The 15,122-nt window shown below is 42.4% G+C and carries 10 protein-coding genes, 1 other RNA gene and 1 pseudogene; 7 read left to right on the top strand and 5 right to left on the bottom strand.

Going from position 1 to position 15,122, the window contains the following annotated elements; genetic code table 11:
* Positions 1-6 precede the first annotated feature (6 nt).
* From BM528_RS03880 to BM528_RS03895, 4 genes are read left to right on the top strand one after another with little or no spacing between them, the layout of a single operon-like run.
* The gene (locus tag BM528_RS03880; RefSeq protein WP_071978747.1) at positions 7-1,287 is read left to right on the top strand and encodes an SMODS domain-containing nucleotidyltransferase; all 1,281 of its coding nucleotides are present in this window, start codon (positions 7-9) and stop codon (positions 1,285-1,287) included.
* 8 nt (positions 1,288-1,295) lie between these two features.
* Entirely contained in the window at positions 1,296-1,913 is a 618-nt protein-coding gene (locus BM528_RS03885; protein WP_071978748.1) for an SLATT domain-containing protein, read from the top strand.
* A complete protein-coding gene (locus tag BM528_RS03890; RefSeq protein ID WP_071978749.1) occupies positions 1,910-5,203 on the top strand; it encodes a type I restriction endonuclease subunit R in 3,294 nt (1,097 codons plus the stop codon). Before BM528_RS03885 ends, BM528_RS03890 begins: the two co-directional genes overlap by 4 nt.
* A 5-nt stretch (positions 5,204-5,208) precedes the next feature.
* Positions 5,209-6,036: a M48 family metallopeptidase gene (locus BM528_RS03895; protein WP_198033592.1), complete on the top strand. Its 828-nt coding sequence runs from the start codon at positions 5,209-5,211 to the stop codon at positions 6,034-6,036.
* A 95-nt stretch (positions 6,037-6,131) separates the two neighbouring features.
* Here BM528_RS03895 and BM528_RS18445 read toward each other — a convergent pair.
* Together BM528_RS18445 and BM528_RS18450 are read right to left on the bottom strand one after the other, a co-directional pair.
* Positions 6,132-6,230: pseudogene (locus BM528_RS18445) on the bottom strand (helix-turn-helix domain-containing protein); the annotation flags it as partial.
* A gap of 86 nt (positions 6,231-6,316) precedes the next feature.
* Positions 6,317-6,481, bottom strand: coding sequence for a hypothetical protein (locus BM528_RS18450; RefSeq protein WP_156844027.1), 165 nt, complete (start codon positions 6,479-6,481; stop codon positions 6,317-6,319).
* Between the two features lie 759 nt (positions 6,482-7,240).
* Here BM528_RS18450 and BM528_RS03905 point away from each other — a divergent pair.
* On the top strand, positions 7,241-7,780 hold the full coding sequence (locus BM528_RS03905; RefSeq protein ID WP_071978751.1) for a GGDEF domain-containing protein: 540 nt from the start codon (positions 7,241-7,243) through the stop codon (positions 7,778-7,780).
* Positions 7,781-7,942: 162 nt separating this feature from the next.
* Here the strand turns inward: BM528_RS03905 and BM528_RS03910 are convergent, their stop codons facing one another.
* Both BM528_RS03910 and BM528_RS03915 read right to left on the bottom strand, forming a co-directional pair.
* Positions 7,943-8,971 (bottom strand): branched-chain amino acid aminotransferase, encoded by a 1,029-nt coding sequence (locus BM528_RS03910; protein ID WP_269529693.1) that lies wholly within the window; start codon positions 8,969-8,971, stop codon positions 7,943-7,945.
* A gap of 202 nt (positions 8,972-9,173) precedes the next feature.
* Positions 9,174-12,041 (bottom strand): M16 family metallopeptidase, encoded by a 2,868-nt coding sequence (locus BM528_RS03915; protein ID WP_071978753.1) that lies wholly within the window; start codon positions 12,039-12,041, stop codon positions 9,174-9,176.
* Between the two features lie 307 nt (positions 12,042-12,348).
* Here BM528_RS03915 and BM528_RS03920 point away from each other — a divergent pair, with 307 nt between their 5' ends.
* Positions 12,349-13,467 (top strand): zinc-binding dehydrogenase, encoded by a 1,119-nt coding sequence (locus BM528_RS03920; RefSeq protein WP_071978754.1) that lies wholly within the window; start codon positions 12,349-12,351, stop codon positions 13,465-13,467.
* A 90-nt stretch (positions 13,468-13,557) separates the two neighbouring features.
* Here BM528_RS03920 and BM528_RS03925 read toward each other — a convergent pair whose 3' ends face one another.
* Positions 13,558-14,352: a peptidylprolyl isomerase gene (locus BM528_RS03925; protein ID WP_071978755.1), complete on the bottom strand. Its 795-nt coding sequence runs from the start codon at positions 14,350-14,352 to the stop codon at positions 13,558-13,560.
* Between the two features lie 179 nt (positions 14,353-14,531).
* Between BM528_RS03925 and rnpB the strand changes: the two genes are divergently transcribed.
* An RNA gene (gene rnpB / locus BM528_RS03930) (RNase P RNA component class A) lies at positions 14,532-14,883 on the top strand.
* Positions 14,884-15,122: the final 239 nt, after the last annotated feature.

The raw sequence follows: 15,122 nt of genomic DNA on the forward strand, positions 1-15,122 counted from the left end.
ATATCAATGACAACAACTGAAATGTTTACCGATTTTTTAGCAAATTTAAAAATTGATAATGCTGCTTCTATTACATCAAAGTACGAAGAAATAACATCAGCGTTAAATAAAAAATTTCGCGATACCGAATCCAAAACGGCAAATAGCTTACAGGTCGGTTCATATGGTCGCTGGACTGGTATAAAAGGCATTTCAGACCTTGATATGCTTTACATTATGCCAGCTTCAAAATGGAATGATTACAAAGATGGTAAACAATCTAAGTTGTTAGATGATACGAAAGATGCGATTTCCGCTAGATATCCTAGAACCACCGTTAAAAAAGACCGACTGGTAGTTCAAGTTAACTACAATGGTTTTATGGTCGAAGTTCAACCTGTGTTTGAGCAAGACGATGGCAGCTTTAAGTACCCTGACACATACAATAGTGGTAGTTGGAAAATTACAAAGCCTCGTGAAGAAATAAAGGCTATGAAAGAGTTCGTGGATCAAAAGAATAAGAATCTACGTAAGCTTTGCAAAATGGCTAGAGCATGGAAAAACAAGAGCGGTGTTGGTATGGGCGGCCTACTTATCGATACACTAGCGTACAATTTTCTTAAGTCCTCATCTGATTATGACAATCGATCTACAGCATACTATGACTGGATGTGCAGAGATTTTTTTAAGTATTTATCTGAAGAGCCAACTAAAGATTATTATCTGGCTCTTGGTAGCAACCAAAGAGTAAACGTTAAAGCAAATTTTCAGCGAAAAGCGAAAATAGCATATGAAGACTCGTTAAAAGCTATAGACGCTGGTGAGTCATCATCAGCTAACAAAAAGTGGAAAAAAATATTTGGAAGACCATTCCCTGCCGCAGTAATTCAAGAGAGTAAATCCTCAGCTTATAACTATAGAAATACCGAGCAATTTATTGAGGATTCTTACAGTGTAGACATCAGATACAACTTAACTCTTGAATGCGAAGTGTCACAAAATGGATTTAGAGAAGTTTTATTGAGAACGATGTTGGCTAGAAAATTAAAATTACAAGCAAAGAAAAAATTGAAGTTTTATGTAGCTGATATCAATGTGCCCGGAGATTTCATATTGAAGTGGAAAGTTTTGAATCGGGGTACGGAAGCTGAGAGGCGTGATTGTATCCGTGGCGATATTGTGATCGATAAAGGCTTTAGAAATAAAGAAGAAAAGACAGACTTTAATGGCGAGCATATTGTTGAATGTTACGCCATTCAAAACGGTGTGGTAGTGGCGAGAGACAGAATTGACGTGCCGATTCAATAGGAGAAAGAATGGATATTAATAACTTGAAAAAGCACATTGCTGAAACAGCTTATAACGTTGGTTACTCAGCTAAGCTACATTTCGCTAGCTATGAAATGATAGAAAGACTACCCGGCTTAATTAGCTTTTTTTCAATGGCCTTTGGTGTTTATGCGTTAGCGTTCTCTAGCCTTTCGACAAAATTCATGTCTTGCACGCTTTTAGTACTTGGACTTATTGGACTTTATATTTCCATGAAAAATGGGGATAAGAAGATATACGAAGAAAAAGGTATTGCATTAACTGGTCTGTTCAATGAACTTAAACATTTAATGTTGGACGCAAAATCTCAATCTCCAAATACTACTGATATAGCGAACAAACTTAATGACATTGAACTGCGATATAACAATAGCTGTGCGTCAAGTCACATTATGTTTGCAACTTGGTTTGCTCACTATAAATTCTTTTGGGAACAGCAAATTGCTTGGATAGATGAACAAAGGAAATTCGGCTTTTTTAGGGATAAAGTACCTCTAACTTTTTGGATTTCCTTAATAGTGATGGTAATTATTGTTTTGCTAAATACAGACGCAATTATGACTCATGTTTGTAAATTCATTCAAACAGAAGGAGTCAACTCATGAGGAATGGTTCTGTTAGCTTCCAAGAAGAATTCAGCGCAAAAATCCCTGCACTTACCCTCTTAACCAATTTAGGCTATACCTTTATTCCACCAAGTGAATGTGAAGCCTTGCGTGGCAATTCACTAGCAAGTGATAAGAAAAGCACTCATCAGGTTGTTTTATTGCCCGTCATGCGTGCTTTCTTAGCGAAACAAACGTTTTCGTTTGCTGGTAAGCAGCATTCGTTATCAGAAGCAGCTATTGATAAGGTCATGCATGAGTTAATCCCTGCTATGAACTTAGGGTTAAAAGCGGCTAATGAGAAAATCTACAATGCGCTAATGTATGGCGTGAGCGTTACCGAATTCATAGAAGGTAAAAAAGCCTCCCCCACCATTAAGCTTATTGATTGGCACAATCTTGATAATAACCAATTCCATTTTACCGAAGAATTAGTTGTTCAAAATTCCGAAGGCACTGGTAATCGCATTCCAGATATTGTGTGTTTTGTGAATGGGTTGCCGCTAGTAGTGATTGAGGCGAAACGCCCGGATTCAAATAAAGAAGGTAAATCGACCAACGCTGAAGCGATTTCTCAGCACATTCGTAACCAAGGTCAGGCTGAAATTCCTCACTTGTATGCCTATAGCCAATTGTTATTAGCAGTAAATGGGCATGAAGGTTTATATGCGACATGCGGCACCCCTGAAAAGTTCTGGGCGAAGTGGAAAGAGGAGCAAATACCTGAAGCGGAATTTGTCAGGTTGAAAAATCACAAATTAAGCAATGAACAATTAGGTGGACTATTTAATCATCGCCCAGCTAAAGCGAAAGATGACTACCTATCTTTGGTTGCAGCAGGTGACTTAACCGTTACCGATCAAGATAGGCTTATTGTTAGCTTACTGCGTCCTGAGCGCCTATTGGATATGACTCGCTTATTTACTTTGTTTGATAAAAAAGCAGGCAAGATAGTTGCTCGATATCAGCAGGTATTTGGCATAAAAGCACTTATTGAACGCATAAACACCTTCGATGACACTGGCGCTCGTGAAGGTGGTGTTATTTGGCACACTACAGGTAGTGGCAAGTCATTTACTATGGTGTTTTTATCCAAAGCGCTTATTTGGCTAGAAGAGCTGGCTCAGTGCCGTGTGATCATAGTTACAGACCGTGTGGATTTGGAAGATCAACTCAGTAGAACCTTTGCATCTGGTGGTGTATTAACTGACCGAGATAAAAAAGATGCAATGGCGACCACTGGTAAGCGTTTAGCTGAACAGATTGGTAAAGGGAATGAGCGAGTTATCTTCTCGATCATTAATAAGTTTGGTTCTGCTATTAAACAAAAAGACTGCTACAACGATAGCCCAAATATAATTGTGTTAGTGGATGAAGGCCACCGCAGCCAAAACGGTGAAAATAATATCCGTATGCAGCAAACGCTGCCTAAAGCGGCCTATATTGCCTTTACTGGTACGCCACTGTTAAAAGACGATAAGACCGAAAACAAATTCGGTAAGATAATCCACTCTTACACCATGCAGCAAGCGGTTGAAGATAAAACCGTTACCCCTCTGTTATACGAAGAACGCATTCCAGAGCTGAACGTTAACGACAAAGCCATTGATGCTTGGTTTGAACGCAGCACCAGTAAACTAACTGACAAACAAAAAACGGATTTAAAGAAGAAGTTTTCGCAAAAAGGTCAGATCTACCAAACTGAAGGTCGAATTGACCTGATTGCTTATGATATTGCCGACCACTTCCAAAACTTTAAACAACAAGGCTTAAAAGGCCAGTTAGCCTGTGATTCCAAAGCCTCTGCTATTCGTTATAAGAAGGCATTGGATAAAATAGGCACGGTTACATCGGTTGTGGCGATGTCGGCTCCAGATACGCGTGAGGGTCACGAGGCGGTTGATCAGGAAAGCAAAGACATTGTGCAAAATTGGTGGAAAGCTAACGTTAATAAAATGGACGAAAAAACCTACACCAAAGCCATTATTGAAGACTTTGGTAGAGATGATGGCCCTGACATCATGATCGTAGTAGATAAGCTGCTAACAGGCTTTGACGAACCAAAGAACACTGTGCTTTATATCGATAAGCCACTAAAAGAGCACAACCTAATTCAAGCCATTGCTCGTGTTAACCGATTGCACAGCAAAAAGCAGTTTGGTTACTTAATCGATTATCGAGGTATTTTAAAAGAGCTTGATACCACCATAGAGAAGTACCAAGACCTTGCAGAACGCACCCAAGGCGGCTTTGATATTGATGATCTGAAAGGTTTGTATAACCGCATGGATACGGAATACAAAAAGCTTCCGGGTTTACACCGCGATTTATGGGAGATATTCGATGGCGTTAAAAACAAACAAGATGGCCCAGCGCTTCGCCAAGCGTTAGCGCCTAAGGTGCAAGATGTCGATGGTAAGCTTGTCGATACTAATCTTAAAAAGCGTGATGACTTCTATTCAGCACTAACTGCATTTTCTAACTGTATGAAAGTAGCGTTGCAATCAGCAACCTACTTTGAAGATAAGTCATTCGATAACAAGCGAGACTTGTACAAGCGTGACCTAAAAGCCTTTGTCGATTTGCGTAAACAAGTACGTGAAGATGCTGACGAAACCATTAATTATGATGAATACGCAGAAGATATTCGTAGCCTTCTAGACAAGCATATTGCTGGTATTGAAGTTAAAGAGCCTGACGGTGCCTATTTAGTTGGTAACTTAGGAAAAGACGTTAAGCCACAGGATATGAGCGATGACGAAGCTCGTAACCAGACCGATAAAATCACAGGTCGTATCACTAAGATGATTGAGCAAGACTTAGCAGATGATCCTTATGCACAGGAATATTTTTCTAAGATGCTGAAAAAGGCGATTGAAGACGCCAAAGCGATGTTTGATGCGCCTGTTAAGCAATACATCCTTTTTGCAGATTTTGAACAGGAAGTGAAAGACCGCAAAGTCGCTGATGTCCCCAATGACTTTATAGATGACTCTGGCAAGCTAAATAAATATGCCCAAGCCTACTTTGGGTTGTTTAAACACCTATTTGATGCTGAATTCTTGACTGAAAAGGAACTCGATAACGACAAGTTAGTAGCGTTGGCGTTTAGTATTGATGATGTGGTGAACACCGCTGTTGCTGAGTATTCCATCAATCCAGCGGAGATTGAAAACGCCATACACATGAAGTTGTTGCCGCTGTTATTTGGCGAACTTGGCCTTGATAACGCTCAAAAGCTGATTGAAGAAGTGCTCAAGATCACTCGACTAGGCTTAGCAAGGGGCTAACAAGCGTGACTAGACGAGCCGTTGCTGCCGCTATTTGCCCAAAAGAAAGCAGAACTACAACCAGTGAACGAGGTGTGTTTACCTATGGTAACGACACCATTCACTATGATGTTATTCGTAAAACCAAGCCTGCTGATAACGCTAAAAAAATAGCACGCAAGGTAATTATTAAGGTTCACCCTGATCAGCGTGTTGTGGCTACAGTGCCACATGATGCAAGTGATGATGCTATTCAAGATGCCATGCATAAGCGTGCCAGATGGATTTGGCAAAGCATTGATGAGTTTGCTAAGCAAAAAGATACCGTTTTACCCAAGCGTTACGTGAGTGGCGAAACGCAGTTTTACTTAGGTAAGCGCTATGTATTAAAGATCACCAATGATGCCAAGCAAGTGCCCAATGTGAAGCTTAGCCGTGGCAAATTGAACGTAACAATCAAGCGGGAAGAAGTTAAAAATATTGATGATCGGTTGGTGAAAATTAAGCCGTTAATCGACAAGTGGTATCAACATAAAGCAAATGCAATTTTTCGTGAGCGACTAGCCGAACTACTTCCGAAAGCCACTTGGGTAACAGGCATTCCTTCTTTTCGTGTGATGGCAATGAAAAAGCAATGGGGAAGCTGCTCAACTAAAGGCAACTTGATGCTCAACCCTCACCTCGTTAAGGCACCGAAAGAATGCATTGATTACGTGATACTACATGAGCTTTGCCACATTGCTGAACACAACCACAGCGAGCGCTTCTGGCGTTTATTAACCCAAGTTATGCCAAACTGGAAAGAAGTAAAAGCCAGATTAGATGACATGGCGGAGATGTATTTGAATGAGTAGAAAATATGAAGATTGATTTCAGTAAGCTAGAAATTCCGCGTCCTTTGTCCTTTTGTTTTACTATTCAAGCTTCTAAATCAGATACCTCCGCTACGTCCGCCAACTTTAAAACCCGGTAGTTTTTTCTCCGCAGCTAGCCTGTACACTGTTTTTTCGGTCAATTTCAAGTATGCTGCGACCCCTTTTAGGGCCATTATTTTTTTGTCACAACTTTTCTCACAAGTCCTAGCCTGAGGGAATACGGGAGCAATAAATTGCTCGATGCCCTGCTTGTTAGTAATTATTTTTGATTTATATCGCGCTTTTCTTTTGAGAAATTTTTCTTCATATCTGAAAATATGTGCTGATTTACTTCTTGCTGAAAATGTCTGAAAGCTTCCTTCTTGGTTGCATACTGACCAACAAAATTTGCAAAGTGATTCAGCTTTTCCTCAGTGATCTTCATAAGTCCTCCGTTTTACAACCTTGTAATTTAAGTGTTTTATCCGATGCCGCTGTTTACATCCGCATTTTTTGTGTTACTTGAATCGTTCGATTTTTCTTTGGTGCAAAGCATTCAAAATCGGTGCTTAACTGCCGACTATGGTTAGAGTTCAAATTGACTTTAGAATTTTATTTGTTACTATAAGTGATTGATATTATTGGTAAAGTCAATAGAAAATATCTCATTAGCTGCTATATTTCAATTTAAGTGTCGAATGCCATATTTAATGGGTTCGATGAATTGGAAGGATAGCAATGAATACACAGGCAGATACAAAACCAAAGCTTAACCAACCCCGAGTGACCGACCTCACTCGTAAGCATATTTCCGAGTATAAAGAGCGGGTGAAATATGCAGGATGACGTGGTCCAATTGAATTGACCAGTCCAGTTAAGAGTATAATATCAGCTTAACTGGAGAAAGAGATGCCTGAAAGAAAGCGTTACACCAAAGAATTTTTGCCACACTTATAAGTAGTAACCCACCTCCGCAGCCATTTATTGGTGTGGTCTACAGAGGATTATGTCTTTTTAGAGGGGAAAATCCCTAGAACCCCTAGAAGCGCAAATAAAAAGCGAAAGGGAATTAATTAAACTGCAAGAAAATCTGATTCAGCGAGAAAGAGAGGCACGCAACGCGTCTTTCTACCTTTTTTCCGCCATCGTTATCTCACTTATTTGCGCTGTATTGTTTCTTACACTAATGCTGAGAAGGCAAAAGTTGCTGAGACTTGAACAGGCTAATCAGCTTTTAGCCGATACATCTGAAACTGACTATTTAACCGGAATAGGAAACCGTCGCTATCTTGAACGTAAGTTTACTAGTATGCAGGGGGCTAATATTCAAAGCGCTTTCTTACTGATAGATATCGATTACTTCAAGGAAATCAACGATACCTACGGGCATGACGCTGGTGATAAAGTATTAATCGCTCTAACTAACGCATTGCAGTCTATGTGCGGTAAAGGCAAGGATAATGCTGACATTTTTGCCCGCATTGGTGGTGAAGAGTTCGTTATTATGACGTTTAATAAAGAGCCTAAAGCCGCCGTAGACTTTGCCGAGAGCCTGAGAGAGCGCGTTGAAGGAATGGCACTACCAAGTGACTGTCCAAAAGGCCTTAACCTTACTGTAAGTATCGGTGTTGCTACAGCAAGTATGGAGCACGCTAAGTATGATGATTTATACAAACATTCAGATTGGGCGCTATATCAAGCTAAAAACCGCGGTAGAAATCAAGTCGCGCTTTATTCCGAATAAAGGGATCAGAACCGAATTAAGCAAGCCCACAAACCCTCCAGTTGCATTAAAATGTATTACTAAAAGGAGTTAGGTAACTCGCCATTCGTCACCTAACACCTGTCACAATACAGCCGCTACGGGCTAGTCTTTTAAAAGTCGAACACTAATAAACGCGATGTGTTACGACTTGATTTTCACTAACCAATTATGCGTATCTTCAGCTTTGCCCCACTGAATATCGTTCAGCGCTTGGCGTAGCTTCATTGTTATTGGGCCTGCCTCGCCGTTACCTACTTGATACTCTTTTTCATTATGAATAAGTGTTCCAACTGGCGTAAGTACGGCTGCTGTGCCAGATAAAGCTGCTTCAGTGCCAGGTTTGGCCGCTCTTTCCAGCAATTCAGCAACGGTAAGCTCTCTTTCGCTTACGGTCATGCCGTGATCCTTCGCTAACTGCAGCACGGTTGCTCGGGTAACTCCGTGTAAAAATGTTGAATCTAATGCTTTTGTGATGATTTCGTTACCATCCACAAGAAGGAAGTTTGCTGCACCAGTCTCTTGAACATCACCATTGGGGCAAAACAATATTTGGTCTGCCTGAACTTCTTCTCTGGCCTTTAGGATAGGTGGTAGTGCACTGGCGTAATTGCCACCGCTTTTTACCATACCCATGTGCGGCGCACAGCGCATACCTGTTTCATCTAGCAACAAGCGCAGCGGCTTTAAGCCACCAGCAAAATAATCACCCACGGGTGATAAAAGAACATATAGCATTGATGTGGCCGAAGGCGCTGCTGCTTTACCGATAGACGCTTCAGTACCCACATGCGTTGGGCGGATGTACATTGAACCAGGAGGCTCTGGTACTTCAGAGCTGTATTTTGCTACCACATCTAGGATCATCTTCTCAACTTGCGCTTTGTCGATTTCTGGCAAGTTAAGTAGACGACTGCTTTGCGCAAACCGTTCGATGTTTTTATCCATGCGAAAAATGTTAATACTACCATCTTCGTGCTTAAACGCCTTAAGACCCTCGAAACACGTGCTCGAGTAATGAAGAACATGAGCGCCAGGATGCATTTGTATAGCGTCTGAACTGACAAACTCTGTCTCAGACCATGCGTCGTTTTCAAAGCGGGTAAGCGCCATTTCAGGCATGAATACGGTACCGAATACGGCCATTTGGGGTTCCTGTTTATGTGTTCTCAAAAATACTGCGATGAGTTTATCAAAAATTACCCTGTTTGCTAAAAGAATGTGCAAAAGGAAACACGGTTTAGGTGTCAAAATGTAAACTTTTGCCGTTTACAGTTAAAAAAGCCCCATCGTGACAAAGAACAGACGGGGCTTTTGGTTCAAATATTTCAATCGTAAATAGAACCAATCTTGTGAATTGGGATGTTATTCAAGGCTACAAAGTATTGCCATGAATATCGAGTTCCACAAAATTAGCGTTTAATGCCTTTGAAAAAGCTTTCACCTTTTCCCGTTGCGTGGCTCCGTCGCCCGCGACAACGTAAATCATTTCAGGCTCTTGTATATAGGTGTCTATCACTCTATGCACTTCACTTAAATTTGCGTTAAGGGCGTATTCCTGCTGTTTTTCAACGTAATTAACTGGGCGCGCATATTCACTGATATCTTCAAGCATACGAAGTTTACTACCAAGGGTTTCAAATGCTCTCGCGTTACCTTTTATGACCATATTTTGCATAACAGCAAGGTCTTCCTCGTTAAACGTATCTTTGTAATCGCCCACTAGGCGTTTGAATTCCTCTAGCGATTCCTTAGTGACATTGCTTCTCACCTGCGAGCTGGCGATAAATGCAGAATTGTAAGGACCTCCTCTTACATACGAGTATGCGCCGTAGGTGTATCCCTTCTCAATTCTCAAGGTTTGCGCCAATCGTCCGCTAATTCCGCCACCGAGTGATGTGTTCGCGTATTCAATGGGATAGATATCGTCATTTTGTGCATTAGGCAGCAGTTTACCCATATAGATTACGGATTGTTTTGCATCTGGAATATCAATAAAGAATACTCGGCTATCTGCAGACGTAGTGGCAGGTTTAAGCTTAGGTAGTGAAGCTGTGGCGCCAGACCAATCGCTGAACGAGGAGAGCGCGGCCACTACTGATTCTTTATCTACCGCACCCACACTGTGGTATTGGCTGCCTTGTGGCTTGATATTGGTTGCGTAAAAGGCTTCAACATCTTCCAGTGTAATACTTTCTACACTGGTGAGCGTTCCACCCGTGGCAATGCCTAGCGGATGTTCATCACCGTAAAGTTTGGTAGAGAAAACGTTGAATGCAGTGCGCGAGGGGTTGCTCAAGCTCTGCTTGATATTTGTTATTTGAGCCTGTTTTATTCTATCGAAATCAGCCTGTTTAAACGCAGGCATAGTTAGCATTTCTGACACCAACGCCATTGTTTGAGAGTAGTTTTTAGCTAGCACACTTCCTCGAAGCGTAATATCGTACTTCGATGCGTTTACGTTTAGGGACGCGCCAAGTAGACCAAGCGCTTGTTCAAACTCTGCCGCCGTTCTTTTTTCGGTACCCTCAAATAACATATCGGCAAGAAGCGCTGATGTGCCTTCTTTACCGCTAGCGTCTAACAGCTGGCCGCCTGGAAAGCGCATGCTGAAATTCACTAACGGCAGTTCTGTATCTTCAATTCCATAAGCATGAATACCCAGATCGGTAGTATGTTGCCACACATCAGGAACATTGATAGCAGGTAAGTCTGTGAGTGCAGGTTCACTGCGATCGTTTTTAGTTTCGGTACGCTTAAATACCACGCTATCCGACTCGTTAAACTCTTTTTCTGCCCCTTCTATAATTTGCTCTTCAACCACATTGGCTTTAATTGCGTTATCCATAGCAAGCTCAGCTTCGCCCTTAGGAACGAAGTTAGTAATAACGGCAGGCTTGTTAAACACATACTGCTTAAATACACGCATGATGTCTTTGGTAGTGACGCTATTTATTTGCTTAATTTCAGTATTATAAAAATCAGGAGATTGTGCATACTCATTGTATATTCCAAGCTGTAGCGACTTATTAAGAATGCTTTCAAACTGCTCGTAAAACGCGGTTTCAGTTTTCGCGCGTATGCGAGTCAGTTGTGCATCGGTAACACCTTTGTTTTTAAAAGTTTCTAAACCTTGCTCAATGAGTGCGTGTACTTCATCTAACGGCTGGCCTGAATTTGCCCGTACTCGCAATGTAAATGTTCCAGCAACTTCTTGAGCAGAGTGGTAGGCAGAAACATTAGGAGCCACTTGTTTTTCAGTAACCAATAACTCGTATAGCGGCGTGTCCTTAGACCCTGCCAATAATTCACCAAGCATATCAAGGGCGTATGCGTCGGGATGATATTGCTCAACAGTAGGCAGCGTAATTCTAATTTCAGGAAGGCGAGCAAAATTATCTTCATGCACCAGTGTAATATCGCTGTCTATTGACACTGGCATTGGCTCTATTGGGTCAACCGACTTACCGGCATCAATTTCGCCAAACCAATAAGCCACTTTTTCTTTTGTTGCTTCAATGTCGATATCACCGGCAATCACTAGCGTTACGTTCGATGGGGTATAAAACTCGTTATAAAAGCCTTTTACATCATCTAATGTCGCCGCCTGTAAGTCTTCTAGGTCGCCAATAACCGTCCAGCTGTAAGGGTGTCCTTCAGGGTAAAGCGCCTTGCGAATAACGTGATCGGTATGGCCATAAGGGCGGTTATCCACACGCTGGCGCTTTTCATTTTTTACTACCTGCTTTTCGCGCTCAAGGGTAGGCTCGGTAACCGTATTGATCATAAAGCCTAAACGGTCGGAGTCTATCCAAAGCAGTTTATCAAACGCATCTTTTGGCACCACTTCGTAGTAAATAGTACCGTCACTCCAGGTTCCTCCATTTCGACTACCACCTAATTCAGGGATCATTTTTCGATTGGCGCCTTTAGGTACATTTTCAGAATCGTTAAAGGCCATGTGCTCAAAGAAGTGGGCAAATCCTGTTCTACCGGGCTTTTCTCTGTTTGAGCCTACGTGCACCACAGTGGCAAGGGATACAATAGGGTCAGACTTATCTTCGTGCAAAATGACCGTTAAGCCGTTGTCTAATTGATATTTCTCGTAATCGATTTTAAGACCTGCTTCTTCGGCCTTCGTTTCTTTTTTTGCGATATCGTTAGAGGAAGGCGCAGTAGGGGCACATGCGGTTACCGCCGTTGCCAAAGCAAAAATACCTAAGAGGTAAGTACCTGCTTTCATGGAGTAAATCCTTTTTTTAAGTGGATGCTAATCGCTCTACAATAGTGATTATTGGTGATGGGTACAAGTTGCTGGTGGTTTTAGAAATAGGCGAAAGTGCCTTTTTGTAAAGTTCAACTGACTGTATAAATACAACTGACTGCATAAGTACAACTGACTGCATAAGTACAACAGCCGGCACCGTGTACCGATAAACTCTTATGATTGCCTATCCACCTAATTTATTCGCATGAGGCTTTTCTTAGTGCTAGCGTAAGGTTCTGGGCAAACGCTATTACTTTATATAATTACACGGAGAAGAATTACTGTGACAACATCAAAACAGCTACTAACAAAAATCACTTCACAAGGTCAGCTAGAAATTAACCTCGTTGACTCTGATATTCCTGAGCCAAAAGCGCACCAGGTTGTTGTTAAAATTGAAGCCACACCTATCAATCCGTCGGATATGTGGCCCATGTTTGGCCCAGCAAATTTAAATGAGGCCACCTTCGATGCCAATAAGGGACAGTTAACAGCACCCGTGCACCCTGGTTTACTACCTCGTATAAAATCCCGCCTGGATATGTCACTGCCTATCGGTAATGAAGGGGCTGGCGTAGTAGTCGCTGCCGGTGAAAGTGAAGCGGCGCAGTCTATGTTAGGTAAAACAGTAGCAGTATTATCGGGTGCATGTTTTGCGCAGTATTGCTGCGTTCCGGTTCAAGCGTGCATTGTTCATAAAGAAGAGACTACGCCACAGCAAGCCGCGTCTTCATTTGTAAACCCGCTAACGGCATTGGGTATGGTAGAAACCATGCGCATGGAAGGTCATAGTGCATTGGTTCATACAGCAGCGGCCTCTAACTTAGGTATTATGCTAAACAAAATTTGTATTGCCGAAGGCGTGCCCTTGGTCAATATAGTACGTAAGCAGTCTCAAGCTGATTTACTCACTGAGATTGGCGCGAAATACGTGTGCAACTCATCAAGCGATAGTTTCAAAAAAGATCTCTACAAAGCCATTGAAGAAACCGGTGCTACATTGGCGTTTGATGCCATTGGTGGGGGCGAGTTAGTAAGCGACATACTAACGGCAATGGAAGCGGTTGGAAGCAAAGACGCCGAAGGTTTCAATACCTATGGCTCAGACGCCAACAAACAAGTGTACATTTATGGCGGCCTAGACTTTTCACCTACTATATTAAACCGTGCCTACGGCATGACTTGGGGAATTGGCGGATGGCTATTAATGCGCTTCTTAGGCAAGCTAGCCCCAGAAAAAGTGGGTGCGCTACATCATCGTGTAGCAAATGAAATTAACACCACGTTTAAGAGCGACTTCACAGATATATTAAGCTTAGAAGAAGCATTGCAGCCTGAAAAAATTGCTCAATACAATGCGAAAAAAACCGGCGAGAAGTATTTAATTAATCCACAGAAATAGATTTTAATTTTATGAGTAAAAAAGCCACCTTTTGATTAAAGGTGGCTTCCTATAGTCTCTAAAGGCGTCTTATAGCCGGCTAAAGGCTTATTAACGCTTAAACTTAACGCAGCGACATACCAGCGCTAAGCTAAGCAGGAAAAAGCCTAAGCTTCCACCGCCAGACGAATTGTTGTTAGAACCCGGTACATTAGGTGAGCCCGCGTCTAGCAGCGTATTTTCAACCGGTACAATATCTGGATTGGTAACCGTTGCGCTATCTGTCACTACAATATCAGTAATAATCACCAAGTTGTCGCCCGTTATCTCAACCTCGTTACTTGCATCGGTGCTGGTGTAATCTCTCAGTGGAATAGACGAGGCCGCACCGCCTAAATCAAAACGTGGTAGTGCTTCAATTGCATCAAACACTTCCATTCCATTTCCCAGTACTTGGCCGAACACGGTAAACCCACCATTTTGCACGTCTAAGTTTGCGCTGTTGTCAGATAAGTTAATAAACCATTGTGATGTGGCGCTATCTGGTGAACTGGCGAGCTTTGCCATTGCAATAGTGCCGCGAACGTTAGACAACGTTGGCTCATTAATAACAGGCGTTCCTGTGGGTACGCTATCAAGAGGGAACATACCGTTATAAACAAAACCGCCGCTTTGCGCTACAAAGCCTGGCTCTAGACGATGTACCACTGTATTTGCATAAGCCCCTGAGTTTACATAGTCCAAAAAGTTCTCGACGGTTTCAGGAGTCTCTTCATCGAAGAGGTTTATTTGTACGTTGCCTAGTGCGGTTCGTACTTCAACAACAGTGGCGTGCGCAGAGGCGGCTGCAAGCAGGCATAAAACGCCCATAGCTTGCAAAGAGGTAGATTTAGCTAGTGTTAACATTACTGATTACGCTTGTGAAAAATAAAGTGGTCAGTCTAAGTGAAAAACGCAATCTTTATCAAATAAACATGCTGTCTTATGATCTTTGGATTAGAAGGCATTCATTTTACCGTGCGAATATCAACGTTAATGCTGTAAGTTGTTCGCTATTAAAGGGGGCTTCATGTAGAATGCGCCGCGGAGTTGGCCAGGCAATCGCCGCTTTCGTAAGAAAGGGGAGGAAAGTCCGGGCTCCACAGGGCAGGGTGCCAGATAACGTCTGGGCGGCGAGAGCCGACGACAAGTGCAGCAGAGAGAAGACCGCCTAAGCATGTTTACATGCCGGTAAGGCTGAAAGGGTGCGGTAAGAGCGCACCGCACCTCTGGTAACAGAGTGTGGCGAGGTAAACTCCACCCGGAGCAAGACCAAATAGGATCCCTCAACGTGCGGCCCGCATGGGGATCGGGTAGGTTGCTTGAATCAGTGAGTGATTGCTGATCTAGAGGAATGGTTGCCCACGACAGAACCCGGCTTATCGGCCAACTCCACCTTTCAAACTTACGCGGTTGGCGCCGCTTATCTATTTACCAAATATCCCCTCCCTTGCGGCGTGAACACTCAGATTTTACGGCTAATAGTGGCTAATTCGTGACATTGAAAACCGGTTACAGGAAAAGTGGCATGATTCTGCTATCAAAACTGGTATTAAGATGGAGTAAATTCGACATTGAGTGTTGGCATTTACACCTTACTGGAATATATCGCCGAGTCAGAAAGCGATTTCAGTATC

This window comes from Alteromonas sp. RW2A1 (genome assembly GCF_001886475.1).
Classification (GTDB): domain Bacteria; phylum Pseudomonadota; class Gammaproteobacteria; order Enterobacterales; family Alteromonadaceae; genus Alteromonas; species Alteromonas hispanica.